This window comes from Streptomyces sp. NPDC050161 (genome assembly GCF_044460025.1).
Classification (GTDB): Bacteria; Actinomycetota; Actinomycetes; order Streptomycetales; family Streptomycetaceae; genus Streptomyces.
On the sequence record NZ_JBITJM010000006.1, the window covers coordinates 12,667 to 37,627 of the forward strand.

Consider the following 24,961-nt stretch of genomic DNA (forward strand, 5'->3'; position numbering starts at 1 on the left):
GCGATCGGGTGCCGCCCCTCGGCGGTGGTGTGTCCGCACGGGGCGGACCTGGTCACTTGCGCATGACCTCCGGTTCGTGGCGGCGCAGCAGCCGTGCCACGACGAAGGCGAGCGCCACTCCCAGCGCGATCAGGATGATCATGTCCATCACGTAGACACCGGGCTGGTGCTGCCACAGCGCGTCGGGGTTGGCGGGGGTGCCCTTGAGCGGGTTGGCCGGCTCCCACGGCAGCAGCCTGTTCATGTCGGCGGTCGCGCCCATCGCGGCGACGGCCCAGCGCGACGGCATCAGCCAGGAGAGCTGCGCGACGCCGATCGTGTCGAACAGCTGGAAGAGCACGCCGGTGAAGACGACCTGGACGATGGCGAACATGACCAGCAGCGGCATGGTCTTCTCAGCGGTCTTGACCAGCGCGGAGATGACCAGCCCGAACATCATCGAGGTGAAGCCGAGGGCGATGATCGCCAGCGCCATCTCGACGGCGGGCAGGTGCTCCAGGATCAGGCCCTCGCTCGGCATGTTCCGTGTGCAGAAGCCGATCACCGAGATGATCACGCCCTGGAAGGCGGTGACGACGCCCAGCACGATCACCTTGGACATCAGATACGCCGACCGCGACAGGCCGGTGGCCCGTTCGCGTTCGTAGATGACCCGTTCCTTGATCAGTTCCCGGACCGAGTTGGCCGCGCCGGAGAAGCACATGCCGACCGCGAGGATCAGCATGATCGTGCTGGCGTCGCGGTTCGCGCCGTGCCGGTTGTCGGGACCGTACGCGAAGCCGTAGTCGCTGGGGATCAGGATCGAGACGACGCCGAGCACCGCGGGCAGGATCACCATCAGTGCCAGGAAGCCGCGGTCGGACGCGAGCACCGAGACGTAGCGGCGCATCAGGGTCCACAGCTGCGAGCCCCAGCTCTGGGACTTCTGCATCCGGGCAGGCGGCGACTGGATCTGCACCGACTGCGCGGCGACGGCGTCGATGTCCGCCGCGTACATCTGGTAGTGCGGGGAGCCGCGCCAGCGGCCCATCCAGTCGTAGTCGCGGTAGTTCTCGAACGCCGAGAAGACGTCGGCCCAGGTGTCGTACTGGAAGAAGTTCAGCGCCTCCTCGGGCGGGCCGAAGTACGCCACCCCGCCGCCGGGCGCCATGACCAGCAGCTTGTCGCAGATGCCGAGTTCGGCCACCGAGTGCGTGACGACCAGGACCGTGCGGCCGTCGTCGGCGAGGCCGCGCAGCAGCTGCATGACGTCGCGGTCCATGCCCGGGTCGAGGCCGGATGTCGGCTCGTCCAGGAAGATCAGCGACGGCTTGGTCAGCAGCTCCAGGGCGACCGAGACGCGCTTGCGCTGGCCGCCGGAGAGCGAGGTGACCTTCTTGTCCTTGTGGACGTCCAGCTTCAGCTCGCGCAGCACCTCGTCGATGCGGGCCTCGCGCTCGGATTCCGCGGTGTCTCCGGGGAAGCGGAGCTTGGCGGCGTAGCGGAGTGCCTTCTGGACGGACAGCTCCTTGTGGAGGATGTCGTCCTGCGGGACCAGGCCGATGCGCTGACGCAGCTCGGCGAACTGCTTGTAGAGGTTCCGGTTGTCGTAGAGGACATCGCCCTGGTTGGCGGGCCGGTAGCCGGTCAGCGCCTTGAGCAGGGTCGACTTGCCGGATCCCGACGGGCCGATGACGGCGATCAGCGACTTCTCGGGGACGCCGAAGGAGACGTCCTTGAGGATCTGCTTGCCGCCCTCGACGGTGACCGTCAGATGACGGGCGGAGAAGGAGACGTCGCCGGTGTCGACGAACTCCTCAAGACGGTCGCCGACCAGCCGGAACGTGGAGTGGCCGACGCCGATGATGTCGTGGGCGCCGATGACGGCGGTGCCGGACTTGGGGACCGGCTGGCCGTTGACGTAGGTGCCGTTGTGGCTTCCCAGGTCGCGGATCTCGAACCGGCCGTCCGGGGTGGCCCGGAACTCCGCGTGGTGGCGGGAGACCTGGAGGTCGGAGACGACCAGCTCGTTCTCCAGGGCACGGCCGATGCGCATCACGCGGCCGAGGTCCAGGCGGTGGAACGTGGTCGGGCTGCGGTCGCCGCCCTGCGGCGGGACGGCGCCGCCCGCGTTCGGGGCCGGGGGCTGCTGGGCCTGCTGGGGCGGGACGTACGGCTGCTGCCCCTGGGGCGGCGGCTGGTGGCCGTGCGGGGCGGGCGGCTGGTGAGCGGGCGGCGCCTGGTGGCCGTGGTGCGGCGGGGCCATCGCGGGCTGCGCCTGATAGGCACCGGCGGCCGGCGCCGCGCCGCCCGACAGCGTCATCCGGGGACCGTCGGTGGCGTTGCCCAGGTGCACCACCGAGCCGGGGCCGATCTCCAGCTGCTGGATCCGCTGCCCCTGGGAGTACGTGCCGTTGGTACTGCCCTGGTCTTCGATGATCCAGCTGTGACCGGCCCATCGCACCGTGGCGTGGCGCCAGGAAACCCTGGCGTCGTCGAGGGCCACATCGCCCTGCGGATCACGGCCCACGGTGTAGGACCTGGACGGGTCGAGAGTCCAGGTCCTTCCGTTCAATTCGAGTACGAGTTCAGGCACTCCATGCCCCATTACATAGTCCCCCGAGTGACGCCCTGTATGGGAATCCAGGGATGGCGAACATCGTGGGGAACTATTTCAGGCTCGGCCCTCCGACCGGAAACCGGGACGCGAGCGGGGCACACGTCCCGGCCGCCGGGGCCGTCCGGCGAGCCGCGAGGTGACCGCGGGGTGCCCCTGGGGCAACCGTCAAACGTCGCCCCAGAGGCGAAACCGTGCACCCGGCGCGGCTCCCCGCAGGGGGCGGACACGAGTCGGTAACGATCAGTGCGGGGGCCGCCGGCCCGCCCCGCGCGGCCTCCGCAGGCCCCGCGGCCACCCGTACGGCGCGGGCCGGGACCGGGGAGCCGTCTCGCCGGTCCGAACGACGGACACCTGTACGGTCGTCCGCGCCGGGCGGTTACCGTAAAGGCACCATGAGCGCATCGCAGACACCGCCTGCCACCGCCGTCATCGGCGATGACGTACCGACCCTTCTCGTGAAGATCTTCGGGAAGGACCGGCCCGGCATCACCGCAGGTCTCTTCGACACCCTCGCCGCCTACTCCGTCGATGTCGTGGACATCGAACAGGTCGTGACCCGTGGCCGCATCGTGCTGTGCGCGCTGGTCACCGCCCCTTCGCACACCGAGGGGAGCAGCGGCGCGACCGAGGGTGACCTGAGGGCCACCGTCCACAGCTGGGCCGATTCGCTGGACCTCCAGGCCGAGATCATCTCCGGCCGGGGCGACAACCGGCCGCGCGGCACCGGCCGTTCGCACGTCACGGTGCTCGGGCATCCGCTGACCGCGGAGTCCACCGCCGCGATCACCGCCGCCATAACGTCCTGCGGCGGCAACATCGACCGCATCTTCCGGCTCGCCAAGTACCCGGTCACCGCCGTGGAGTTCGCGGTCTCGGGACCGGCGACGGAGGCGCTGCGCACCGTGCTGGCGCCGGAGGCCGCGATACTCGGCGTGGACGTCGCGGTGGTCTCCGCCGGTCTTCAGCGGCGTGCGCAGCGGCTGGTGGTCATGGACGTCGATTCGACGCTGATCCAGGACGAGGTCATCGAGCTGTTCGCGGCGCACGCGGGCTGCGAGGCGGAGGTCGCCGAGGTGACCGCCCAGGCGATGCGCGGCGAGCTGGACTTCGAGCAGTCGCTGCACGCGCGGGTCGCGCTGCTGGGCGGGCTCGACGCCTCCGTCGTGGAGACCGTGCGCAAGGAGGTGCGGCTCACGCCCGGTGCCCGCACCCTGGTGCGCACCCTCAAGCGGCTCGGCTACCAAGTCGGCGTGGTCTCCGGGGGGTTCACGCAGGTCACGGATGCGCTCCAGGATGAACTCGGGCTGGATTTCGCCTCCGCCAACACCCTGGAGATCAAGGACGGGAAGTTCACCGGCCGGGTCACGGGCGACATCGTGGACCGGGCGGGCAAGGCGCGGCTGCTGCGCCGTTTCGCGGAGCAGGCAGGGGTGCCGCTGGCGCAGACCGTCGCCATCGGGGACGGCGCCAATGACCTGGACATGCTCAATACGGCGGGTCTCGGGGTGGCGTTCAACGCCAAGCCGGTGGTGCGCGAGGCGGCGCACACCGCGGTGAACGTGCCGTTCCTTGACACCGTGCTCTATCTGCTCGGCATCACCCGCGAAGAGGTCGAGGCGGCGGACACCCACGCCGGCTGACGGCGTGGGCCCAGGCCCCCGCCGACCGCCCGCTCACCCAGGGGCGGCGGGACGGATGCCGGGGGCCCGGTGCCTCACTCGTGCGGCGGCAGGTACGCGACGAGACGGCCGACGCCGTGCTCCACCGACTTCCACGAGCCGTTGAACTCGATGACGGCCATCGCCGCGGTGGGGAACCCTCCGCGGTTGAGGCGGGGCAGCAGGTCACCCTCGGCCTCGCCCGCCAGGGCGTCGGCGAGGGCGTGCATCCCCGGGTTGTGTCCGACCACGAGCAGGTCGCGCACCTCGTCAGCGGTCTCGTTGAGCACGGCGATCAGCTCGCCGAGCGAGGCTTCGTACAGCCGCTCGTCGTAGACCGTCTTGGGGCGCTGCGGCAGCTCACCGACGAAGAGCTTCCACGTCTCGCGGGTGCGGGACGCGGTCGAGCACAAGGTCAGGTCGGGGGTGATCCCGGCTCCGGCCAGCCGTCGTCCGGCTGCGGGGGCATCCTTACGGCCGCGCTCGGCGAGCGGACGCTCGTGGTCGCTGTCCTGCGACCATTCGGCCTTGGCATGTCGAAGAAGGACAATCCGGCGAGGTGTATCGGCGCTCATGCGTCCCAGCTTCGCACGAAAGGCGGCGCGGGGCGCGGGGTGTTGAGGCGCTCCCTCCGCAGGGTGACGGCGTGCACGCACCGGCCTCAGGGGGTGGCGCCGACGAGCCGGGCGAGGACCTCCAGCAGCCGCGTGAGGCCCGGCGCGGCGGGCGCCGCACCCGCCGGGTCCGCGCTCCCCATGAGCGACAGCAGCACGACGAAGGAGACGACGGGCAGCCCCAGCGCCCACCACGGCAGCCGTATCCGCAGTCCACCGGCCTCGGGCGCGGCAGCGGACGAGCGGCGGGACGCGGCGGGCATGGGATCGCCTCCGTGACGGATCGAAGGACGCGCCGTGGCGGGCGGCGCGCACCACCGCGGCGCGGTGTTCTTCGAACCTACAAAGCCGCGGCGGCCGTTCCCATCCGGGAAGCCACCCACTCACCCCTGACGCCGGCCCCCTAGGGGACGGTGGGGACAGCCCCACCCGGGCCGCCGGCCAGGGTCACTCGGGCCGACGGTCGGCCGGGAACGCCACGGGCGGGCGGCTGGTCGGCCGGGAACGCCGTGGACGAGCGGCCCGGCACCGGAGCCGCCCCACGCACGCCTAAGGCGCCGCGATACTCGCGATGACGGCGATGAGGACGGTCACGCCGAGCATCGCGCCCAGCACGATGAGCAGCTTCTTCTGGCTGCCCTGCGGATTCGGTTCGAGCACTGGCATGGGCCCAGTGTCGCACTCACCTCTCGTCCTCTATCCGGCGGTCCCGGCCCGCCAGCACCCCCACCGCGATCTGCGGCACCATCAGCCCCGCCATCAGGGCTATCGGCGCGCCCCACCCCCCGCTGTGCTGGTAGAGGGTGCCCACCAGCAGCGGCCCGGGGATCGAGATCAGATAGCCGACGCTCTGGGCGAAGGCGGAGAGCTTGACGACGCCTGCCGAGCTGGTGGCCCGCATCCCGATCATCGTCAGGGCCAGCGGGAAGGCGCAGTTGGAGACGCCCATGAGCAGCGCCCAGGCCCAGGCGCCCGAGGCCGGGGCGAGCCACAGGCCCGCGTATCCGGCCAGGCCGCAGAGGCCGAGCCCGGCGGCGAGCGGGCCCTGGTGCCGCATCCGTGCGGCCAGCCGCGGCAGGACGAAGGAGAGCGGCACGCCCATCGCCATCGTGGTGGCGAGCAGCACCCCCGCGGTACCGGCGGAGACCCCGGCGTCGCGGAAGATCTGCGGCATCCACCCCATGGTGATGTACGCGGCGGTGGCCTGGAGGCCGAAGAAGACCGCCAGCGCCCAGGCGGTCGGCGACGAGGTGATCCGTATCGGCCGCTCACCGGGGTGCGCGGCGGCGCCCGCGGCCGGCCGGGGCACGGCGGGGCCGGAGCGCAGGGCCGCGATCCAGGGGAGGACGGCGACGGCGGCGAGCACCGCCCAGACGGCCAGGCCGAGCTGCCAACTGCCGCCCAGCGCCGAGGTCATGGGGACCGTGACGGCGGCGGCCAGGGACGTGCCGAGGGCCAGGGCCATGGAGTAGAGGCCGGTCATCGCGCCGACCCGGTCGGGGAAGCGGCTCTTGATGACCACCGGGAGCAGGACGTTGCTGACCGCGATGCCGGCCAGGGCGAGCGCGCTGGCCGCCAGGAAGCCCGCGGTGCCGCCGGCGAACGGCCGGATCGCGACGCCGGCGGCGATCGCCGCCATTCCCGCGCAGACGATGGCGCCGGGGCCCCAGCGCCTGGCCAGGCGGGGCGCCGCAATGCCGAAGGCGGCGAAGCACAGCGCGGGGACGGAGGTCAGCAGTCCGGCGACGGTGCCGCTCATGCCGAGGCCGTCGCGGACCTCTTCCATGAGGGCGCCGAGGCTGGTGATGGCGGGGCGGAGGTTGAGCGCGGCGAGGACCAGACCGACGATCAGGATCCGGGCGGGCCAGGGCGAACCGGCCGTCGGCACCACGCCGTCAGGCCCGGGACGGGCGGCGTCCGCGGCCTCGGGGCGGGCGGCCTCCGGTGGGGTCGTGCCTCGTGGTGCGGGCTCGGCGGCGCCGACGGTCGCCAGGTCTTCGTCTGCCATGGCGTCATCATAGAATCATAGGATGATTGCCTGTCCAGCCGATTCCGGTGGCCCCGGCGGCCGGATCCCCGTCGCACGGCCGGGCGTCCCGGCGGCCCCGGGACGACGCCTCCAGGAGGACCGGCCCCGCCCCGGACCGGCCGGGCCCGCCGTCCCCCTCCCCGTCCCGTCCGAGCCCCCGGGAGCGCAGCCATGCCACTGACCTCACCCCACCGTTCCGCGCTGGCGGACCAGGTGATCGCGCAGCTGCGCGCCCAGATCACCTCCGGCGAGTGGCCGGTGGGCTCCCGCATCCCGACCGAACCCGAGCTGGTCGGGCAGCTGGGCGTGGCCCGCAACACCGTCCGTGAGGCCGTACGGGCGCTGGCGCACAACGGACTGCTGGACATCCGGCAGGGCTCGGGCACCTACGTCGTGGCGACCAGCGAGCTGGCCGGGGTGATGCACCGCAGGTTCGCCGACGCCGACCCCGGACACGTGGCCGAGCTGCGCAGCGCGCTGGAGGCGGAGGCGGCCAGGCTCGCCGCCCACCGCCGTACCCCGCAGGACCTGCGGCAGATCGACACCCTGCTGGAACGCCGCGAGAGCGCCTGGGAGTCCGGGGCCGCCGCGGCGTTCGTCGAGGCGGACGCGAGGCTGCACACGGCGGTGATCGCGGCGTCCCACAACGAGGTCCTGGCGGAGCTGTACGCCGATCTCGGGGGCGTGCTGCGCGACTTCCTGCGCGCGGACGTCGGCGAGGAGCTGCGTCCGGAGGCGCGGATGGATCACGCGCGCCTGGTGGAGGCGATCCGCAGCGGGGACGGCGAGCGGGCCGCCGCCGAGGCGAGCGCCCATCCCTTCGGCTGCCGGCTCACGATGCCGGGCCGCGGCGCCTGACGCGGCACCGGAGGGGCGGGCGCCTGCGCACACCTCCCGCCCGTTCCGGCCCGGTAACGCGTACTGCCCGCCCCGGCGGACCGGGACGGGCAGTACGGATGCGCTACGGGCGCGAGGCTCCTGAGGTCAGGCGCCCATCATGTGCACGCCGCCGTCGACGTGCACGATCTCGCCCGTGGTGCGCGGGAAGAAGTCGGACAGCAGCCCGACGACGCCGCGGCCGGCCGGCTCCGGGTCGGCGAGGTCCCAGCCGATCGGGGCGCGGTGGTTCCACACGTCCGCCAGCTCCTCGAAGCCGGGGATCGACTTGGCGGCCATCGACTTGATCGGGCCCGCCGAGATCAGGTTGCAGCGGATGCCCTTGGCGCCCAGGTCACGCGCCAGGTAGCGGTTGGTGCTCTCCAGCGCCGCCTTGGCCACACCCATCCAGTCGTACTTGGGCCAGGCGATCTGCGCGTCGAAGGTCATGCCGACGACCGAGCCGCCGTGCTCCATGAGCGGCAGGCAGGCCATGGTCAGCGACTTGTAGGAGTACGCCGACACCTGCACCGCGGTGCCGACGTCCGACCACTCCGCCTCCAGGAAGTTGAAGGCGCCCTGCGGGCCGAAGGCGATGGAGTGCACGATGCCGTCGAGGCGGGCGTCCTCACCCTGGTGCTCGCGGATCTTGTCGGCGAGCCCGTCGAGGTGCTCCTGGTTGGTGACGTCCAGCTCGATCACCGGCGCGGGCTTGGGCAGCCGCTTGGCGATCCGCTCCACGAGCGAGAGCCGGCCGAAGCCGGTGAGGATGACCTCGGCGCCTTCGTTCTGGGCGACCTTGGCCGCCTGGAACGCGATCGACGACTCGGTCAGCACGCCCGTGACCAGGATGCGCTTGCCTGCAAGGATTCCACTCATGCTGATCAGTGCCCCATGCCCAATCCGCCGTCGACAGGAATGACGGCTCCGGTGATGTACGCGGCCTCGTCGGAGGCCAGGAAGCGGACCGAGGCGGCGATCTCCTCGGGCTGCGCGTAGCGCGCAAGCGGCACCTGCTTCACGATGCCTGCCCGCTGCTCATCGGTGAGCGCGCGGGTCATGTCGGTGTCGACGAAGCCGGGTGCGACGACGTTGACGGTGATGTTACGGCTGCCCAGCTCCCGGGCGAGCGAACGCGCGAAGCCCACCAGGCCCGCCTTGGACGCGGCGTAGTTCGCCTGGCCCGCGGAGCCCAGCAGGCCGACCACGGACGAGATCAGCACGACCCGGCCCTTGCGGGCCCGCAGCATGCCGCGGTTGGCGCGCTTGACCACCCGGAACGTGCCGGTGAGGTTGGTTTCGACGACCGAGGTGAAGTCCTCTTCGGACATCCGCATCAGCAGCTGGTCGCGGGTGACGCCGGCGTTGGCCACCAGCACCTCGACCGTGCCGTGCTTCTCCTCGATCTCCTTGTACGCCTGCTCTACCTGCTCACTGTCCGTGATGTCGCACTTCACGGCCAAAAACCCCTCGGGGGGCTCGCCCGATCGGTAGGTGATGGCGACCTTGTCGCCGGCCTCGGCGAAGGCGCGGGCAATGGCGAGACCAATGCCACGGTTGCCTCCGGTGACCAGAACCGAGCGGCTCACGAGATCACCCTTTCCGTTTCCTGTCCGTCCTGCGTTCGGTACGAAACTATCGGTCGCCGGGCCCGGAAGGGGAATCGAGGCGGACAGGGGCGCCGCGCCGTCACTGTCAGGTCCCTACAGAAAACGCGGCCCGCTCCCCCGCCGCGCGGCTCCCGGCCGCCGGCCGCCCGCTCCCTGGGCCCGCCGGGCCGCGCAGGGCATGATGCAGGCGCCGACTACGGGAGGACGCCGTGCCTGCTGCACCCCATGCCCTTGACGAGACGTTTACGGCGCTGCCGTTGCGCGCACTGGCCGACGCCGCGCTGGCACGGGCCCGCGCGCTGGGCGCCGAACACGCCGACTTCCGCCTGGAGCGGGTGCGCAGCGCCACCTGGCGGCTGCGCGACGCCCGGCTGTCCGGATCGTCCGACAGCACCGACCTCGGGTACGCGGTCCGGGTGGTGCACGGCGGCGCCTGGGGGTTCGCCTCCGGGGTGGACCTGACGATGAACGCGGCGGCCCGGGTGGCGTCCCAGGCGGTGGCGATGGCGAAGCTGTCCGCCAAGGTGACCGCGGCGGCCGGTTCCCGGGAGCGCGTGGAGCTGGCCGATGAGCCCGCGTACCCGGACCGCACCTGGATCTCCTCGTACGAGATCGACCCGTTCGCGGTACCTGACGCGGAGAAGACCGGGCTGCTGGCGGAGTGGAGCGGACGGCTGCTGGCCGCGCCCGGTGTCGCGCACGCGGACGCCTCGGTGCTGACCGTCCAGGAGAACAAGTTCTACGCCGACTCGGCAGGGACCTGCACCACCCAGCAGCGGGTGCGGCTGCACCCCCAGCTGACCGCGGTCGCGGTGGATCCGGCGACCGGCGACTTCGACGCGATGCGCACCCTCGCACCGCCGGTCGGCCGCGGCTGGGAGTACCTGACGGACGGCCGCTACGACTGGGACGGCGAACTGGCCGCCCTTCCGGAGCAGCTCGCCGAGAAGATGCGCGCGCCGACGGTCGAGGCCGGTGCCTACGACCTGGTGGCCGACCCCTCCAATCTGTGGCTGACGATCCACGAATCGGTCGGACACGCCACCGAACTCGACCGGGCGCTGGGGTACGAAGCGGCGTACGCGGGCACCTCGTTCGCCACCTTCGACCAGCTGGGGAAGCTGGCGTACGGCTCCGAGCTGATGAACGTGACCGGCGACCGCACCGCCGAGCACGGGCTCGCGACCGTCGGCTACGACGACGAGGGAGTGGCCGCGCAGTCCTGGGACCTGATCCGGGACGGCACCCTGGTCGGCTACCAACTCGACCGCAGAACCGCCGGGTTGACGGGCCTGGGGCGTTCCAACGGCTGCGCGTACGCGGACTCACCCGGCCACGTCCCGGTCCAGCGGATGGCCAACGTCTCCTTGGAGCCCGCGCCGGACGGGCCGTCGACCGAGCAGCTGATCGCCGGTGTCGAGCGCGGCATCTACGTCGTCGGCGACCGCTCGTGGTCGATCGACATGCAGCGCTACAACTTCCAGTTCACACAGCAGAGGGCATACGCCATCCGGAACGGCCGTCTTTGCGGACAGCTCCGGGATGTTGCCTATCAGGGAAGTACTACCGGCTTCTGGGGGTCACTGGAGGGCCTTGGCGGGCCCCAGACCTACATCCTGGGAGGCGCCGTCAACTGCGGAAAGGGCCAGCCGGGGCAGATCGCTGCCGTCTCCCACGGGTGCCCGTCGGCGGTGTTCCGGAACGTGAACATCCTCAACACGACGGCGGAGTCCGGGCGTTCTTGACCCGACACCCTGTAGGACCTCAAAACCGTCACGAGGCCAACACGCCAGCACAAGGAACACTAGGCCGCCCCCTCTAGGTGTCGTCATCCGCGCCCTCTCCGAGCCACTGGGGCGGGACGATGACCCCCTTGAAGGGAGCCAGGCCGAGCCCTAGGCGGTTCTCGATCGCGTTGGCGCCTCGATCCATCGCCCGCCGCACCAGGTGGCCGTACACCACTTCAGTCACCCTGGTAGTGCGATGCCCTACCCATGCGGCGACCTCGAAGAGGGGAATCCCTTCGTGGATTGCCTGAGATACGAAGAAGTGCCGGAAGCTCTTCGGTGTGTAATCAGGAGTGCCCGCTCTCCCCGCCGCCTCTTTGAACTGGTTAAGAAACCAGTCATAAGAAGGGTGATGCTCGCTTTTTCGGGGAGATTCAAAAAACCATCCCCGATCACCCCAGACCCCAAAGCTATCGATGTGATCTGCGAATATCTCCAGGACCGATGCCGGCACAGGCGCCTTTACCAACAAGTCAGGCCGCTCAGGGTCTCGATGCTTCGTCCCTCGCTTTACACCTCGATTCTGCCCACTGATTTCATTGCAGCCGTGAGCAGAAACCTGATGAGTTTTGTGGAGTATCGCCCCTTCCCAATCCATCGACTCGTCCGATACCCCCAACGCCTCGCCCGGTCGGCAGCCACACCCCGCCATAGCCCAGAATCCTGCGCGTATCCGCTTAGGCGCCTCTGCGATGATCCCTAGCACTTCCTCTGTCGTAGGGATTTCATCATCACTCACGGGCACGTACGCGGTCTTGCGGGCGTTTTTTCTGGCGTTGGCCTTCCGGCATGGATTGCGCCCGATGATCTCTGCATCGACAGCATAGTTGAACACAGACGAGAGGACACTAAAGCGCCCCTGAACCCCATACGCTTTGTAGTTGACACGCTGCTTCTCTTCCCACTTGGCGATGTCGCTCGGGGTGATGGAACCGATAGGCCGAGAACCAAAAGGCTCTTTGTAGTGATTCCGGTAAACACTGTCGTAGTTGGCCTTGCTGGATGCCTCAAGAACGCCAGCGTTCACCCACTCCTCCCACACGTTAGCGAACGAGCGTTGCCCCTGCTTAGGGTCGACGTAGGTGCCCAGATCCTTGTCCCGCTCGACCTTGACCGCGAATGCTTGCGCGTCTTCCAGGAGCTTGAAGCTGGCCTGACGCAGCGAGCCCGCCCTGCCTCCCGGCTCACGGTAAAAGACCCGGTAGGGCTTGTGCGCACACTTGGACTTCTGCCGACGCGGGCAGCCACAGTCCTCTTTCTTGATCGAAGCCACGCTTGTTAACCTCCTACATGTTGATTGGTTGGACTCTTTGAAGCTAGCCACCCTGCATGCGAGCGTCAACCCAGTTGCACAGATCGCGAGTTCGGAACCGGACGTGCTTTCCGACCTTCAGGTACGGAATGCCCCAGCGTCGGTACGAATCCATCAAGACCCGCTTGGTGACACCAAGTTCGGCCGCCACCTCCTCTGGTGTCATCAGTAGATTGCTTCCGCCCCTCACAGCTCCCCCTCTCGGTCAGCTGTGCCCGCCCATCTCTCATCTTCCTTGGCCTCCTTGTAGAGGCGTCGAGCGTCCGCGAGATCGCATGCGACGCCTGCCGCAACTTCCGCCTCGGCTGGACTGTGGCCAGACCCCACGTAGCGCCATTCAGACGCAGTGACCGCTGTCTGATCGTCATCAACAGCGTTCAGAGGATCCGCTTGCCGCACATGATCGACACGCGCAGCCCGGAGAATTCCGTAAGTGGTGGAGTAGAGCCGCGACTTGGTAAGGACGTGCCCCCGGTAGCCCAAGGCGTGAGTCCATTGACGGAGGCGTAGGTGCTCCATCTCTGGGAGACCGCCCAAATTCCAGCACGCCGCCATGAGGGACCGCAGGTGGTCATTAACGGCCGCGTACGGGATCTCGGCGGCCGAGGTGATCGGGCGGTCGGAGCCGCCGGCCTCAGAGACGGATTTGCCGACGTACTTCGCTATGTACGCCGCAACACGGTCGTCGGTCACCGGGGAATCGCCCTCGAACGACCGGATGGAATGCACGTCCAGCTCTGTTCCCCACCGCACGACTTCCTCACCGAATGCGGCCGAGTACGGAACGGGCACAGCGACCGTGGCCGCAGCATCGCGGACGGCCGTTTCGAGCACTACGGGGCTGGCCCAGCCGGGCGGGGGGTCGTCAGGCCCAGTCGCTCCGTCCAGCCGGATGACGGCGTGAACGTGGACAGCGGCCCGCTGCTGGTACTCGGCTACCTTGGCGAAGCTGAGCCGGGCATGAGCATGCAGCTTGGATTGCGTGATGCCTACCGAGGTGGCCAGGGCGCGCCGCACGCGGTTGCAGAAACGATTCCACAGGAGCCCGGCATGGGCGTGCCACAGGACGTGGCCGGTGTAGTCGTAGCAGGCAGGGCACAGGGGTTGGCCGAGTAGCGGGTCACCCTCGGTGTGCACGAGTCGGCAGCCGATCGGGCGCCCGTGTTCGCAGGTCCTTTCCTCCCGGCGTGGCCGACACTGCCGCCCGCCTTCGGTGAGGTGATGCACGGAACCGAACGAAGGCGCCGTCAGCGTGACGAAGAGCCGAGGGTGCTCCCGGACGTGTTGGGGAGTGCCCTTGCCGCCGGAGAGGCCGGAGCGGACGAGTTGGAAGGTGTCGCCGGCATGAAGGTAGGAGCAGGGGAGGCAGCGCGTCTCTCGCCTGTTGCGGCACCGCACGGCCAGTCGTCCACCGGGTTCGGTCGCGGTGTCGAAGTGCCGCAGCACTTGACCCGTTACCGCGTCTGTCACGGTCGTGTGCCCGGCAAGGTAGATGGGGTGGGCGCAGCCGCCGACGTTGCGGATCTGCTCCATCCAGCGGCCGAATCCGGGGTCGGCCACCAGGCGCACCATGTCGCGCTCCGTGTCGGACAGGCGCCGCAGGCGGTCAGCTAGCGCGAGGGTCGAGCGCCGCGCGTCGGCGTCGGTGAAGGGGTTGGAAGCGGGTGAGTTCGGGCGGTGCATGGCGGTGATCTCTCGCATCGGGCAGCAACAAGCACGGCTGCGGGAACAGGCAGAGTTGCCAGGGGAATGGGCAAGGGAGTCCTTGATCTCGAACGCGGACTTCTAGCCGGCCGGAGTGGGGCGGTGACCGAGGCCAAGCAGTGAGCCTCAGCCACCGCCCGCGAATCCCGAAACGCGAGCCGTCAGACTGCGCACGGGGTGGGACGCGGCGCTATCAGACGTGTCCGGCGATCCCGTTGACGATCCAGATGACGGCGTAGCCGATGGGGGTCATGGCCAGGTAGAAGCTCATGAGCCCGATGCAGGTGGCTTGCCACCACTTCACTTCGCCCGACCGGACGAGCATCACCGTGATGACCGCCATCAGCGTCACCAGCGCATAGATCTGCCCTTGCGACATACCTACTCCCCTCCTTCCATGGCAGCCGCGAGCGCGGGCATGTCCGGCTTGCGGTCAGCGAATTGCTCGGCCACCTGACGTGCCTGCTCTGTCGTGAGCAGTTCGGACCGGGCACGCATCCACCGCCCGCCGACCGTCGTCACCGCCACGCCCTTCTCGGCATCAGTCACCTGCTGGGCGACGGCCACGGCATCGGGCGACAGGTCCCCGAGCGCCATTTCCGCAGTCGCGGAGTCGTTGACGCGGTGCGCGATCCGGCCGCCGAGCTGGGCACGGAGCGCCGTCACACCCGGACCGAGGTCAGAGCCGACCCGCTGACCGGAGATGACCAGATGGACCCCCAGCGCCGCCCCGAGCTGTGCCAGCCTCAGCAACAGCGTGGAACACTGCGCCACTTCATCGCGGGACTGCCGCGAGCCGTCAGACAGATACAGCTCCGCCAACTCGTCCACCAGGACCACGACCGGCACCGGCCGCGTGACCCACGGCGGCAGCTCCCACACCGAACGCGCCTGCGCCTCCCGGCAGAGAGTCATGCGATCTTCCAGATCAGCCATGAGCGCACCCAGGAGGGTGATGGCCTCTTTCCGGTTGGAGGCGAGCGCCGACAGCCGCGGCCCGAACAGACCCAACTCCAGGCCGCCCTTGCAGTCGATTCCGACCAGCGCCACCGGCTGCGGAGCGAGCCGACTCACCCAGGCAGCCAGGAGGGTGGACTTACCGGACTGCGTTGCACCGACCACCAGCCAGTGCGGCACCTGCCGCAGGTCCAGCACCCACGAGCCACCGTCCTCGATCCGACCGACCCGAGCAGCCATCAGCGTCTCCGGCCTCTCGTCCCTCTCGGCCGTGCCGTCCTTCAGGGAGTCGCCGGCCGTAACCGTCACGATCAGCTCTCCCCGCCGGGGCGAGCGGACGCGAACCCGGTGGACCCGCCATGCGTGCTCCAGCGCCTCAGAGGCCGCCAGGAACGGGCCGGGAGTCTGGCCGGGGTTGAGGCGGACACGCACGACCAGGCCCCGCTTCGTGACACGCGGCATGCCTAGATGCGGAGCGATCGGCCGCAGCGCGACGCCCTTGACCGCCAGGTCCCCGACCACCGCACGGTTCGGCCGACGGCTGACCGACAGATCGTTGATCAAACAGACCTGCTTCCACCGCCACCGCATCCGTACAACAGTGGCCGGGTAACCGATGAGGTACCACCGCCAGGGATACGCCCGCACCCACGCGAATTGAGACTTGGCGAGCCGGGGCTCCCACCACCGTTGAGTGAGGACCCCGAGGATCAGCGCAGCCGAGGCGAACCAGATCACGAGCGTCCAGATCATTGCTTCTCCTTCCCTTCCTCAGTGGTGCGCTTGCGTTCCTCGGTGGCGAGGTCGTTGAGCACCCGACGCGCGTGATAGGCCGCCAACTCCCCGTTGCGGCATGCCAGTTGGAGCAGCCAGTCAACGGTTGCCATGTCGGTCACGACCTCCAGGAGGTCAGCAACGCCGGTCAGAACCTTCAGATGGGTGGCCAGACGCTTAGCGTCGAGCACGTTCACATCGCGCATGGTCACGCGTCACCACCAGCCTTGGCGCGGTTCTGCGAAGCCCCGCCGGCCGCAGGAACGCCGCCGGGAGGACCAGCCGCTGTGACCCCGGAGGCCCGGAAGGAGACGCCGGACCGGTCTCCGATCGCCCACTGTGTGGCGACCAGGTCAGCCACGTGCACCGGCATCCCCTCCGAGACGCCGCGCGGCTCGGCCGGGACGGACACTTCGATCACATCGGCCCGCCGCCGGTCTCTCTGCCGCACCGCGATCCCCACCACGTACATGACGTTGCCGTCCCGGTCCTTGCGCACCTCCCCCGTCTCGGGGTTGACGCGCTTCTCCGGCGGCACGACGCACAGGCAGTTCCCGAGGCGCGCCACGTCGATGGGCATTTGCTGCATGAGTCATCCACCACTCTCTGTTGGAACGGAGGCGACCCCTTATCAGTGCGCCTCTCGTCCTAATAAGTGGCCAGCATGCGCCCTGTTGACCCAAAGAGGCAACCACTTATCCTGACGAGTGGCAGACTGTTCCCCATAACACGGCCCACTGACAATCAACTGATGACGGAGCTAGCGACATGCCAGGCGAGATCATCCGTCCCAACCCCATCTACATGCAGGTCGCCGACCAACTGGCGCAGGCGATCAAGGCCGGGGAGTACGAAGCGGGCAGCAAGCTGCCGAGCGAAACCGAGCTGATGGCGACGTACAAGATCAGCCGCCCCACCGCACGGAGCGCAGTCAACGAGCTGCGGACGATGGGACTGGTCGAGTCGCACCACGGACGCGGCAGCTTCGTCCGCAGCCAGGCCGCCGCGAAGACCCTCATTCCGAGGACCATCGACCGGTCCGGACAGCGCTATAGCGTCCCCGAACTGCGAGAGACGGAGACACCCGGCGTTACCCGAATCCATCTCCTGGACGTTCATGCACACCTGCTGGAGCAGCCCGAGCAGGACGCGGCCGACGCCTTCAGCACCGACCATCTCATGACCGATCCCGATACCGGCACCCGCATCGCGCTCCGCGTGATCATCCCCATGGACGTGGCATCCGACGTACCCGCACTGGCCGAGACGCCGGACGCCGACGTCACCGACCTGTACGCGATGCTGGTCGAGGCCGGACACAAGCTCACATGGCGCGAGGTCGTCACAGCGCGGACCCCGCTCCCCGACGAGCGCGTAACCCTCGGGCTCACGGATGCCAGCCCGATTCTCATTACCTACCGCGTCACCTACGGCACCGACGACCGCCCCCTGATCTGCGAGGAGTTGCGCACCGCGGCGGCCATGGCGAATCTCGTCTACCGGATCACGCCGGAGCGCGCACCGGCCAAGCGCCCCCGGGCAAAGAACTGATCGGTGTAAACCTTCTTCACTTCCTCAAGGGCGCGCCAGGGCGCGCCGGTCGGCCGGGCGGCCGTCCGGGCTGCGGCCTTCGGCCGGTCCCGGCCGGACGCCCACCGACCTGACTCCCAGCACACCCTTGAAACGCACGAAGGCCCCCGCCAGCATCAGCCAGCGGGGGCTTCATCATGCGCTCAGGCGTGCCCGGAGCGATACGCCGGGCGCCCGGGGCGCTTCTCTCGTTCAGCGGCGGCAGGTGCGCGCGTGACGCTCGGCCTTCGACCGGGGTGATCCGAAGCCCGTGACGATGCTCCGTTTTCGGCAGCCCGCGCAGACCACCCAGCGAATGCCACGCGCGTCTTCCTCGATGTGCACCGCACTGCCCTGTGCCGTCTTCAGCGTCCGCCCCATATCTGATCTCCCTCTCAGATTCTCGCCATGCCGGCCCAAGTCCGGCGCGTTGGTCTGCATCGTCCCTCCGGGACGATCCGGCAGTGGCGCGCCCGGCAGTGGAACGCGGCCTGCGGCGCCGTCGCCCAGCTCGGCATCGTTCCCGCGCAGTTACGCCACCGTTGGGCGCGATGCGCCGCGCGCAACATCGTGGGGGGTTCCTCCGGACCCCACCCCCCACGACCAGGAACACCACTCCTCTCCGTCGAGGAACCGGCCAGGCGCGCCCTAAGCGCACCGCTTGCGGGTCGTGCCGCCAGACTCATCGAGAAGGCGGGTCATCAACCGGGCCGCAGCCGGGTTCATCCAGACCTTGCCTTCACCGGTCGGGCCACTGTGCGGTGACGCCCGCAGGGCATCAGCATCATGCCCCGCCCGCCGTAAAGCAGCGTTGAGCGCGCGAGCCGCTTCGTCCGCTTCACGCCACCCCGTGAGGTAGTCATTTCCCCGGACCCAAAGCCCCTCGCCGTCATCGTCTACCCAAGGACCGGCGTTCACCGACGTTCACCCCCGCACCCCACCTGATCTCCGTTTGGCATATGCATTCGACGTTACTCCAGCCAATCAGGGCACCCCGCACCCCACAAGCAAAAAGATCCCCCAATCCCGCGAGGCGGGAAAACCGGCCAGGGAGAATCTTTAATTGCAAGGCCCCTTCCCGCCTCACGGGAAGGGGCCTTGACTTCAACGCCGATCAGCCTCCGCCGAAGAGCAGGCATTGATCTTCAGGGCCAGGCGAACACGTCGGAGCAGTCAGATAGCTCTGTTTGACCCAGCCCACCGAGCCCGCAGGCAGGCCGCCCGCAGACCTTCTCAGCAGCCGAACCTTGTCCCACTGATTCGGCCCCGCATCCCTGAACGTGATGATCTCCATTTCGTCACCGACGTACAGCAGACCCAGCGCCGAATACCCCGTATTGGGCCCCGCCCGGAAATTCAGGCCATTCGCCATGGAAGTCTCCGAATGCGGCTTATTCGTGAAATGACCGCCGTCCGCCGCGTTGGCCGACCCGATCCCGAGCCCCGCCGCCAGCACGGCGCCAGCCACGACCGCCAGCGTCCGCAGACCGCGCTTGCGCTTGATCACCTTCATGTGAACCTCCTCTTCACTCGACAACGAGCGCCACCGAAGGCCGGTTAGACACTCGTCCTGACAAGTGACCAGCATGGATCACACCCGCTCAAGAGGCAACCTCTCATGCTGACAAGTTCGCTCCCAGAAAAACCCCGCCCGGCGCGGGCCGAGCGGGGTTGATCGACTCATCTGCGGGTCAGCGGACTATGTCGTCCCAGGTAGGCCCGGCGCCGAGCTGCACCGCATGCTCGGGACAGGCGTACAGCCTCACCCCGGGACCGCTGCTGCTCTCGATGTGCCGGACAGGCACGGGAGCGTGGGTCGGCATCCGGCACTCGACGCACAGTTCGGCCGTCGCGGCGGGCGGGGTGGTGCGCGCTATACCGTCGGCAGTCACACTGCCACCCCATCACCGGCAGCTCGTATGCCCGTGATGTTGATGGTGGGGAAGTCGTAGTCAACGCCCATCGTGGCGAGCACCAGCGCCCGGCGGCGCTCCCGGATGACCCCGAGTTCCATCGTGTCTTCGGCCTGCCGCCGGAAGAATTCGGCGGCTTCTTCTTTCGTCGGCCCGGTCCAGGGGCGGGACCAGGGCGACACGGACGCGGGCCCGGGGGTGGGGAGCGCGGTGAGGTATTCCGCGCTGTGACGTCCAGGCCGGCGGGGGGCGAGGGCGGAGAGCGCCCAGGCGAGGGCGCAGGCGATAAGATCGCGCATGTCGTGTCAGCTCCCGATAGCTGTTCGGCGGAGCCCCGGCGGACCGCGTAGGACCGGTTCGCCGGGGCGTTTTCATGTCCGGGAAACAAGCTAAGCCAGCTCGTCTAACTCGTCTACCTGTCTAACTGGTCTGCCTGTCTAAGTCGCTCAGGATTGGCCCGTTGTCTACGCTCACCCCATGCCTGAGAGCCCGCTCGACCCGCACACTCCGTACGCCCCGTACATGCGGGTGCTGGAAGCACTCACCGCCGAAATCAAGGCAGGGACGATCGGACCAGGCGAACGAGTCCCATCCGAAGCGGAGTTGTGCGCGCGGTTCAAAGTGGCTCGGGAGACGGCCCGCCGAGCGGTTCGCGTCCTGCGCGAGCAGGGCGTGGTGCGAACGGAGTGGGGACGCGGAACCTTCGTGGTCGATCCTGCCGAGCGCGAGGACGAGCACCAGGACGACGAACGGCCCCGCCCGTCCGACGGTTGACGCACGGGCGGACGGAGCCGAGTAGGGAGAAGACTCCCCGGTGGAGCTTCTCTTACCGAAGTGCTACTGGTTACCGCACAGGCCGCACGGCCACGATTGCTGGCTGATGCAGTTGCCGTCGTCGTCGTAGACGTACACCACGGTCTTCGTGCCGGGGCATCCTCCCTTACCGCACGGAATTTGCATGTCCTGCTGATGGCCCATAACGGAACTCCTCCACCTGTTCGGTTGACGGTTTCCATGTGCGCTTGCAGGACCGGCACCACCAGAACCAGCGATCTTCACCGCCGACGGTGGTGGTCGTGTCCTTCCACAACCGCTCGCTGCAACGAGGGTCGGGGCATTGGGGAGGCAGAGGCACGACGATAACCTTCCGTAGGAAGTGCGCAGGCTGGCTAGCGTTGTACCTCTGCGCCCCGTTGGTGCAGTGGCACGGAGTACGTCACCCATTTGGGCGACCCGCGCCGCCCTTCCCCTATAGCGCACTATCGGGGAAGGAAGACATGGGGTCGGTGGCCAGCACCCCGCGCACCCATGATCAATACGCGCGGAGCACTGGCCTTCGCACTCCCCTCTGCGTCACGGTGTTCAGACGTGACGGGGGCCGAGAACGTGTTAGGGCCCTCCGTGAGGAGCACGCCCGGCAGATGTGCTGCCGGGGGTCTTACTCGCCCCCCAATTGAGGGGCGAAGCCTTAGTCAGGCAAATGGATAGTGATGCCGCAGAGGCATGACATCGTTGCACCGGACATCACCCAGCGGTGCTCACCAAACAATGGACACATTTTTCCTCCTACTAATTCGAATTGCTATTTCCGTCCTGCGTGGCCGTGAGGCTTTTAGCCTCCAAATCAGTTGCCGGCCTACAGGAAGTCGCCAGGGCATCCCACCGGGAACCACCCGGCCGGACCAGCACAAGACACACGCCGTTCACTGCCTTCACAGCACCAACCTTGCACCTCTTCATGTCCACCACGACCGACCCAGGAGGGTACGGGACATTGGCCTTAACCATGTGGACTCCCTTCCTCAGATATCCAATCCGCGCCGGTCTCCTAATCCAGGAAAGCCGCCCGAACGGCACGCATGTCGTACAGGTCCTCAATATCCATTGACGGTCGGGGGTCTTCCGGATGGCCATAGGTCTTATGCAGCAGGGCGAGTTGGATAACTTGTTCTGCCGCCGTAGCATTCTTACTCGCCACGGCTTCTTCTAGTGCTCTGCTGATCAGCCCCCAATGCATGCATGATTCTCCGCAGAGACCACCGCGAGGCGTGGTGAGAGGGCTTTCGGGAATTCCGTGATCTTCTGGATTCTGCGCCATCAGCCAATGCGTCATCAGGTCGTCAGTGTGTGTGGTGGGCCGTCCGGACTGTCAGCGCCGGCAGCACCGGACAGCCCTCCCCACCCCGCCGTACTGTCTGGCCAGCAGGGGCGGGAGCCCATTCCGTCCGCGTCGCAGGGGGGCGGGGACGGACGGAACGGGGGTTCGCGGCTGGCTCGGGGGCCACGCAGGTATGAGGAGCTGTAAATACCCGCGTGGCCCCGTCGCCCCGGGAAGTCCTCCGCGTTGTGTCATGCCTGGCGCCACGCGGAGAGTCCCGGTGCACCCGATACTCAGGACGAGCCACTGAGCATCGGGGGTCTATGTGGGTTAGTGATGGCTACGCCAGACACCGACACCGAGTACGAACGTCACGGTGATCAGAGCCAGGGCAGCCAGCAGGAGGCGGCTCACGATGCCTCCGTATTGGGCCACCAGGTCTCGAACTCACCGGGGACCACGGCACAGTGATCATCCTTGTGGCGGGGCGGGGAACCGCACCGAACCCACTCCGGAATCCATCGCGGGCGGAACCTGCTGCGGTACGCCGGGGCGCGGTGCCGTGCAGTGCACCTACGCCGCGTCATGGGTGCCCCTCGAAACCGCGCGTCCACGGGCTCCCGCCACCAGGCGGCACCCTGAGACCGGCACTGCTGTCGCCGTCGTCGAAGTACGTGCCAACCAGCAGGGCAGCGATAGTCCGCGACGGGCGGGCCCGGAAGCGCCCGCCGTACAGCTCGGTCGTGGCGGCACTCCAGGCGGCGTCATACTCAGCCGAACCCACCTCGCGCCACCTACTACGCGGGCCACCGATCGGACCGAGGTAGAAGCGAGGCCCTGTCTCGGCCGTCATGTCCAGCCCTGAGTTGCGTCGAAGTCCCGCATCCCGCGAAGCCCGTACGGCATCGCGCGGCGCATCAGAAACCTGATATCCCGCTCGTACGCAGCGGATCCGGGGCCGGGAGGCACGTAGGGCCGAAGTAACTCCGGGTCGGTGAGGGGGTCTTCAGGCTCATCCGGCGGAGTCTCCGGCGGGACGGGGCCAAGGTGGATGTCGCGTACCGGCGCCGTCCACTCCCTGCTCCCATGCTCCAGCCGCACGAAGGCCGTGGTGCAGGGCTGACGGGGCCCGTACGGGTTCGCCGCAGGGTCGATCCACCCGGTCTCGACGGCCCGCAAGATGCCCTGCCGGCCGTGGTCGTCGTGCACGGTCTTCCCGACCCACGGATGAGGGGCGGGAAGACCGGATTCAGCCGCTACCTGGCCCAGTTGGCCGGTGCACCCGTCGATCACCCGTACGCCTTCGTGGTGCGTCATCGTGTTGCCCAGTTCGATGCCATGACGGTTAGCCTTCCGGCCCGGCCATGTGATGGGAGCTGCCTATGTGTATGCCTCGATGTAGGCCAGACTGGGGACATGAGTGGGGAAACCGTTCGGGCGATGATCAAACGCCTCCGTAGGGTCCACGGCTGGTCTCAGGCACGCTTAGCAGAGAAGCTGAACGAGGCTGCCCGTGATCTACCTGAGTTGGGGCTGAACGCGAACCTCAGCCGCCACGATGTGTACCGATGGGAATCAGGGCTGCGAAAACCGCGCGAATGGCTGCCGGTTCTGGCTACCGTCCTAGGTGTGTCCAGAGAGCAGCTTGAGGAAGCAACGGCAGTGGGGGACGTTCCCCCCTCACCCGATCCGCGTACGGTGGACGACTTCCTGCCGCCTGGTGACCCGTTCGCTCCGCTGGCTGGTGGCTTAGGTCCGCGCATCGGCCGATCCACGGTGATTGATTTGGCAGGCCGGGTTCATGGACTCCGGCTAGCAGATGACGTCGTGTACGGGCGGGACCTGATCGGTCGTGCACGCCGGGACTTGAAGTCCACGGTTACCCTCTATCGCGAAACGACACATACCGAGGTAATTGGCCGTGATCTTCTCCGAGTGATTGCCGAGCTGGCCCAGATCGTTGGTTGGGTTTTCAGTGATGCGGGTGAATACGCGGAGGCGGATCGGGTATACCGCTTGGGACTCTCTGCTGCACAAAAGGCCCAAGACGGCACTTTGGCGGGACAGTTGTTGAGCACGCTGTCCTATCAAGTGGCGAATCAGGGTGCCCCTAGCGAAGCCGTGGAAATGGCGACGGCCGCTGTGGAGATAGCCGGACCGGACGCCCCGGCGAGGGCACGTGCCCTGTTCCGGGACCGCGCAGCGTGGGCGCACACCAAGGCTGGCCACCCCCAAGAGGCAATCAAGGCTCTGGGCACGGCCCACGAAGCACTTACGGACGGACACGGGGCAGATGAACCGGACTGGACGTATTGGGTGTGCGTGGAGGAACTGGAGGTGATGGACGCTCGTGTTTACACCGAGCTTCACAAGCCTCTCCGTGCGGTTCCCTTGCTAACTCATGTCCTGGACCGATACGAAGCGACCCACGCACGGGAGTTGGCTCTTTACCTCTCGTGGCTGGCAGTGGCATACGCAGATGCCAACGAGCCGGAGGAAGCCGCCGCAACAGCACGACGTATGTTGAAGCTAGGCACGGGTGGCGCTTCCGAGAGAACGGCCGCTCGGGGGCGGGTCGTTCTTGAAAGGCTCACACCGTTCGCGAAGATGCCGGAAGTGGCGGCCCTTCTCAGCGAGTTCGGCACCGTCTGATTCGCCACCGTCCCACCAAGCCCCCCCGTCGCGGCTTGTCCGGTGTGTGCGAAGACGCAAAGAAGCCCCGTCGCCCCCATCAGGGCAACGGGGCTTCATCATGCTCAGCGGTGACAGAAGACGGCTCTGATGGCCACGACTTGCAGAGATGCCCCGCCAGCCTGGACGGGGCCTGTCGACTCTGCTGTCACTCCGGCAAGTCGATACCCAAGGCGTCGGCCAGGTCGCGTCTCGCCGCCGGCACCGAACCGGGCCGGTAGCCCCTGCTCCAGGCCAACACCAAGCCAACACCAGACCCCGAACAGTCCGGTTTAAACCAGTATGAACAGGGGTTTAGGTCAGACCATGAATAGCCACCTGACCTGCATAGATGCCCGTCGGATGGGTGTGCCCTCCACTCCCCCGGTGAACTTCCAGTTCACCCAGCAGAGGGCCTACGCCATCCGGAACGGGCGCCTTCGCGGACAGCTCCGGGACGTCGCCTACCAGGGAAGCACCACCGGCTTCTGGGGGTCACTGGAGGGTCTGGGCGGGCCTCGGACCTACGTCCTGGGAGGCGCCGTCAACTGCGGAAAGGGCCAGCCGGGGCAGCTCGCGGCGGTCTCCCACGGGTGCCCGTCGGCGGTGTTCCGGAACGTGAACATCCTCAACACGGCGGCGGAGTCCGGGCGTTCGTGATCCGGCACCCCGTGGCCCCCCGGGTCACCACGGGGCCGACACGCCGGTACGCGCTCGTCCGGGTGTATTCACATCCGTGAGGAGTGCGGTGAGTTCGGCTTGGGGACGAAGATGCCGCGACCGAATACCGA

The 24,961-nt window shown here is 68.2% G+C and carries 24 protein-coding genes and 1 pseudogene; 7 read left to right on the forward strand and 18 right to left on the reverse strand.

Features of this window, described 5'->3' with window-relative positions; all coding sequences use genetic code 11:
- Positions 1–52 precede the first annotated feature (52 nt).
- Positions 53–2,587, reverse strand: coding sequence for an FHA domain-containing protein (locus ACIBK8_RS12420; protein WP_399041694.1), 2,535 nt, complete (start codon positions 2,585–2,587; stop codon positions 53–55).
- A 404-nt stretch (positions 2,588–2,991) separates the two neighbouring features.
- Between ACIBK8_RS12420 and serB the strand changes: the two genes are divergently transcribed.
- Positions 2,992–4,239 carry a phosphoserine phosphatase SerB gene (gene serB, locus ACIBK8_RS12425; protein ID WP_393679094.1) on the forward strand — a complete coding sequence of 416 codons (1,248 nt, stop codon included), beginning with the start codon at positions 2,992–2,994 and terminating at the stop codon, positions 4,237–4,239.
- 74 nt (positions 4,240–4,313) lie between these two features.
- Here serB and ACIBK8_RS12430 read toward each other — a convergent pair whose 3' ends face one another.
- From ACIBK8_RS12430 to ACIBK8_RS12445, 4 genes are all read right to left on the reverse strand, one after another.
- Positions 4,314–4,832: a SixA phosphatase family protein gene (locus tag ACIBK8_RS12430; RefSeq protein WP_399041695.1), complete on the reverse strand. Its 519-nt coding sequence runs from the start codon at positions 4,830–4,832 to the stop codon at positions 4,314–4,316.
- 86 nt (positions 4,833–4,918) lie between these two features.
- Positions 4,919–5,134 carry a hypothetical protein gene (locus ACIBK8_RS12435; RefSeq protein WP_399041696.1) on the reverse strand — a complete coding sequence of 72 codons (216 nt, stop codon included), beginning with the start codon at positions 5,132–5,134 and terminating at the stop codon, positions 4,919–4,921.
- 286 nt (positions 5,135–5,420) lie between these two features.
- A complete protein-coding gene (locus tag ACIBK8_RS12440) occupies positions 5,421–5,537 on the reverse strand; it encodes an SGM_5486 family transporter-associated protein (RefSeq protein WP_399041697.1) in 117 nt (38 codons plus the stop codon).
- A 16-nt stretch (positions 5,538–5,553) separates the two neighbouring features.
- Positions 5,554–6,879, reverse strand: a complete 1,326-nt coding sequence (locus ACIBK8_RS12445; RefSeq protein WP_399041699.1) for a CynX/NimT family MFS transporter — start codon at positions 6,877–6,879, stop codon at positions 5,554–5,556.
- A gap of 192 nt (positions 6,880–7,071) precedes the next feature.
- Here ACIBK8_RS12445 and ACIBK8_RS12450 point away from each other — a divergent pair, with 192 nt between their 5' ends.
- Positions 7,072–7,758 carry a FadR/GntR family transcriptional regulator gene (locus ACIBK8_RS12450; protein WP_399041700.1) on the forward strand — a complete coding sequence of 229 codons (687 nt, stop codon included), beginning with the start codon at positions 7,072–7,074 and terminating at the stop codon, positions 7,756–7,758.
- 126 nt (positions 7,759–7,884) lie between these two features.
- Here ACIBK8_RS12450 and fabI read toward each other — a convergent pair whose 3' ends face one another.
- Together fabI and fabG are read right to left on the reverse strand one after the other, a co-directional pair.
- Positions 7,885–8,655: an enoyl-ACP reductase FabI gene (gene fabI / locus ACIBK8_RS12455; RefSeq protein WP_393679102.1), complete on the reverse strand. Its 771-nt coding sequence runs from the start codon at positions 8,653–8,655 to the stop codon at positions 7,885–7,887.
- A 5-nt stretch (positions 8,656–8,660) separates the two neighbouring features.
- Positions 8,661–9,365: a 3-oxoacyl-[acyl-carrier-protein] reductase gene (gene fabG, locus ACIBK8_RS12460; RefSeq protein ID WP_227045850.1), complete on the reverse strand. Its 705-nt coding sequence runs from the start codon at positions 9,363–9,365 to the stop codon at positions 8,661–8,663.
- Between the two features lie 230 nt (positions 9,366–9,595).
- Here fabG and ACIBK8_RS12465 point away from each other — a divergent pair, with 230 nt between their 5' ends.
- Positions 9,596–11,131, forward strand: coding sequence for a TldD/PmbA family protein (locus ACIBK8_RS12465; RefSeq protein WP_399041701.1), 1,536 nt, complete (start codon positions 9,596–9,598; stop codon positions 11,129–11,131).
- A gap of 73 nt (positions 11,132–11,204) precedes the next feature.
- On the opposite strand, the gene ACIBK8_RS12470 is transcribed toward ACIBK8_RS12465, so the two are convergent.
- The 7 genes from ACIBK8_RS12470 to ACIBK8_RS12500 all read right to left on the reverse strand — a co-directional run bounded on the left by ACIBK8_RS12470 (position 11,205) and on the right by ACIBK8_RS12500 (position 16,509).
- Positions 11,205–12,446 (reverse strand): tyrosine-type recombinase/integrase, encoded by a 1,242-nt coding sequence (locus ACIBK8_RS12470; protein WP_399041702.1) that lies wholly within the window; start codon positions 12,444–12,446, stop codon positions 11,205–11,207.
- Positions 12,447–12,489: 43 nt separating this feature from the next.
- Positions 12,490–12,651 carry a helix-turn-helix domain-containing protein gene (locus tag ACIBK8_RS12475; protein WP_399041703.1) on the reverse strand — a complete coding sequence of 54 codons (162 nt, stop codon included), beginning with the start codon at positions 12,649–12,651 and terminating at the stop codon, positions 12,490–12,492.
- A gap of 20 nt (positions 12,652–12,671) precedes the next feature.
- The gene (locus ACIBK8_RS12480; protein WP_399041704.1) at positions 12,672–14,186 is read right to left on the reverse strand and encodes a replication initiator; all 1,515 of its coding nucleotides are present in this window, start codon (positions 14,184–14,186) and stop codon (positions 12,672–12,674) included.
- A 196-nt stretch (positions 14,187–14,382) separates the two neighbouring features.
- Positions 14,383–14,568: a hypothetical protein gene (locus tag ACIBK8_RS12485; protein WP_399041705.1), complete on the reverse strand. Its 186-nt coding sequence runs from the start codon at positions 14,566–14,568 to the stop codon at positions 14,383–14,385.
- Between the two features lie 2 nt (positions 14,569–14,570).
- A complete protein-coding gene (locus ACIBK8_RS12490) occupies positions 14,571–15,899 on the reverse strand; it encodes an FtsK/SpoIIIE domain-containing protein (protein ID WP_399041706.1) in 1,329 nt (442 codons plus the stop codon).
- Positions 15,896–16,132, reverse strand: a complete 237-nt coding sequence (locus ACIBK8_RS12495; protein WP_399041707.1) for a hypothetical protein — start codon at positions 16,130–16,132, stop codon at positions 15,896–15,898. The genes ACIBK8_RS12490 and ACIBK8_RS12495 overlap by 4 nt, the downstream gene beginning before the upstream one ends.
- Positions 16,129–16,509, reverse strand: coding sequence for a hypothetical protein (locus ACIBK8_RS12500; protein WP_399041708.1), 381 nt, complete (start codon positions 16,507–16,509; stop codon positions 16,129–16,131). Before ACIBK8_RS12500 ends, ACIBK8_RS12495 begins: the two co-directional genes overlap by 4 nt.
- A 179-nt stretch (positions 16,510–16,688) precedes the next feature.
- Between ACIBK8_RS12500 and ACIBK8_RS12505 the strand changes: the two genes are divergently transcribed.
- Complete coding sequence (locus ACIBK8_RS12505) at positions 16,689–17,471, forward strand: GntR family transcriptional regulator (RefSeq protein WP_399041710.1); 783 nt, start codon at positions 16,689–16,691, stop codon at positions 17,469–17,471.
- A gap of 231 nt (positions 17,472–17,702) precedes the next feature.
- On the opposite strand, the gene ACIBK8_RS12510 is transcribed toward ACIBK8_RS12505, so the two are convergent.
- The 3 genes from ACIBK8_RS12510 to ACIBK8_RS12520 all read right to left on the reverse strand — a co-directional run bounded on the left by ACIBK8_RS12510 (position 17,703) and on the right by ACIBK8_RS12520 (position 19,701).
- A complete protein-coding gene (locus ACIBK8_RS12510; RefSeq protein ID WP_399041711.1) occupies positions 17,703–17,930 on the reverse strand; it encodes a hypothetical protein in 228 nt (75 codons plus the stop codon).
- Between the two features lie 673 nt (positions 17,931–18,603).
- Complete coding sequence (locus tag ACIBK8_RS12515) at positions 18,604–19,002, reverse strand: SH3 domain-containing protein (protein WP_399041712.1); 399 nt, start codon at positions 19,000–19,002, stop codon at positions 18,604–18,606.
- A 375-nt stretch (positions 19,003–19,377) separates the two neighbouring features.
- Positions 19,378–19,701 carry a hypothetical protein gene (locus ACIBK8_RS12520; RefSeq protein ID WP_399041713.1) on the reverse strand — a complete coding sequence of 108 codons (324 nt, stop codon included), beginning with the start codon at positions 19,699–19,701 and terminating at the stop codon, positions 19,378–19,380.
- 178 nt (positions 19,702–19,879) lie between these two features.
- Between ACIBK8_RS12520 and ACIBK8_RS12525 the strand changes: the two genes are divergently transcribed.
- Positions 19,880–20,176, forward strand: a complete 297-nt coding sequence (locus tag ACIBK8_RS12525) for a GntR family transcriptional regulator (RefSeq protein ID WP_399041714.1) — start codon at positions 19,880–19,882, stop codon at positions 20,174–20,176.
- Positions 20,177–21,230: 1,054 nt separating this feature from the next.
- Here the strand turns inward: ACIBK8_RS12525 and ACIBK8_RS12530 are convergent.
- Entirely contained in the window at positions 21,231–21,515 is a 285-nt protein-coding gene (locus tag ACIBK8_RS12530; protein ID WP_399041715.1) for a hypothetical protein, read from the reverse strand.
- A 1,401-nt stretch (positions 21,516–22,916) separates the two neighbouring features.
- Between ACIBK8_RS12530 and ACIBK8_RS12535 the strand changes: the two genes are divergently transcribed.
- Both ACIBK8_RS12535 and ACIBK8_RS12540 read left to right on the forward strand, forming a co-directional pair.
- Positions 22,917–24,152, forward strand: a complete 1,236-nt coding sequence (locus ACIBK8_RS12535; RefSeq protein WP_399041716.1) for a helix-turn-helix domain-containing protein — start codon at positions 22,917–22,919, stop codon at positions 24,150–24,152.
- Between the two features lie 408 nt (positions 24,153–24,560).
- Positions 24,561–24,830: pseudogene (locus ACIBK8_RS12540) on the forward strand (TldD/PmbA family protein); the annotation flags it as partial.
- Between the last annotated feature and the right edge of the window lie 131 nt (positions 24,831–24,961).

Excerpts from the sequence above, each read along its gene's own strand:
- serB (WP_393679094.1), top strand. The coding sequence starts at position 2,992 with ATGAGCGCATCGCAGACACCGCCTGCCACCGCCGTCATCGGCGATGAC.
- ACIBK8_RS12435 (WP_399041696.1), bottom strand. The coding sequence starts at position 5,134 with ATGCCCGCCGCGTCCCGCCGCTCGTCCGCTGCCGCGCCCGAGGCCGGT.
- ACIBK8_RS12520 (WP_399041713.1), bottom strand. The coding sequence starts at position 19,701 with ATGCGCGATCTTATCGCCTGCGCCCTCGCCTGGGCGCTCTCCGCCCTC.
- fabI (WP_393679102.1), bottom strand. The coding sequence starts at position 8,655 with ATGAGTGGAATCCTTGCAGGCAAGCGCATCCTGGTCACGGGCGTGCTG.
- ACIBK8_RS12440 (WP_399041697.1), bottom strand. The coding sequence starts at position 5,537 with ATGCCAGTGCTCGAACCGAATCCGCAGGGCAGCCAGAAGAAGCTGCTC.
- ACIBK8_RS12490 (WP_399041706.1), bottom strand. The coding sequence starts at position 15,899 with ATGATCTGGACGCTCGTGATCTGGTTCGCCTCGGCTGCGCTGATCCTC.
- ACIBK8_RS12475 (WP_399041703.1), bottom strand. The coding sequence starts at position 12,651 with ATGACACCAGAGGAGGTGGCGGCCGAACTTGGTGTCACCAAGCGGGTC.
- ACIBK8_RS12480 (WP_399041704.1), bottom strand. The coding sequence starts at position 14,186 with ATGCGAGAGATCACCGCCATGCACCGCCCGAACTCACCCGCTTCCAAC.
- ACIBK8_RS12525 (WP_399041714.1), top strand. The coding sequence starts at position 19,880 with ATGCCTGAGAGCCCGCTCGACCCGCACACTCCGTACGCCCCGTACATG.
- ACIBK8_RS12505 (WP_399041710.1), top strand. The coding sequence starts at position 16,689 with ATGCCAGGCGAGATCATCCGTCCCAACCCCATCTACATGCAGGTCGCC.
- ACIBK8_RS12430 (WP_399041695.1), bottom strand. The coding sequence starts at position 4,832 with ATGAGCGCCGATACACCTCGCCGGATTGTCCTTCTTCGACATGCCAAG.
- ACIBK8_RS12515 (WP_399041712.1), bottom strand. The coding sequence starts at position 19,002 with ATGAAGGTGATCAAGCGCAAGCGCGGTCTGCGGACGCTGGCGGTCGTG.
- ACIBK8_RS12510 (WP_399041711.1), bottom strand. The coding sequence starts at position 17,930 with ATGCAGACCAACGCGCCGGACTTGGGCCGGCATGGCGAGAATCTGAGA.
- ACIBK8_RS12450 (WP_399041700.1), top strand. The coding sequence starts at position 7,072 with ATGCCACTGACCTCACCCCACCGTTCCGCGCTGGCGGACCAGGTGATC.
- ACIBK8_RS12445 (WP_399041699.1), bottom strand. The coding sequence starts at position 6,879 with ATGGCAGACGAAGACCTGGCGACCGTCGGCGCCGCCGAGCCCGCACCA.
- ACIBK8_RS12420 (WP_399041694.1), bottom strand. The coding sequence starts at position 2,587 with ATGGGGCATGGAGTGCCTGAACTCGTACTCGAATTGAACGGAAGGACC.
- ACIBK8_RS12535 (WP_399041716.1), top strand. The coding sequence starts at position 22,917 with ATGAGTGGGGAAACCGTTCGGGCGATGATCAAACGCCTCCGTAGGGTC.
- ACIBK8_RS12530 (WP_399041715.1), bottom strand. The coding sequence starts at position 21,515 with ATGACGCATTGGCTGATGGCGCAGAATCCAGAAGATCACGGAATTCCC.
- ACIBK8_RS12485 (WP_399041705.1), bottom strand. The coding sequence starts at position 14,568 with ATGTCGCAAGGGCAGATCTATGCGCTGGTGACGCTGATGGCGGTCATC.
- ACIBK8_RS12500 (WP_399041708.1), bottom strand. The coding sequence starts at position 16,509 with ATGCAGCAAATGCCCATCGACGTGGCGCGCCTCGGGAACTGCCTGTGC.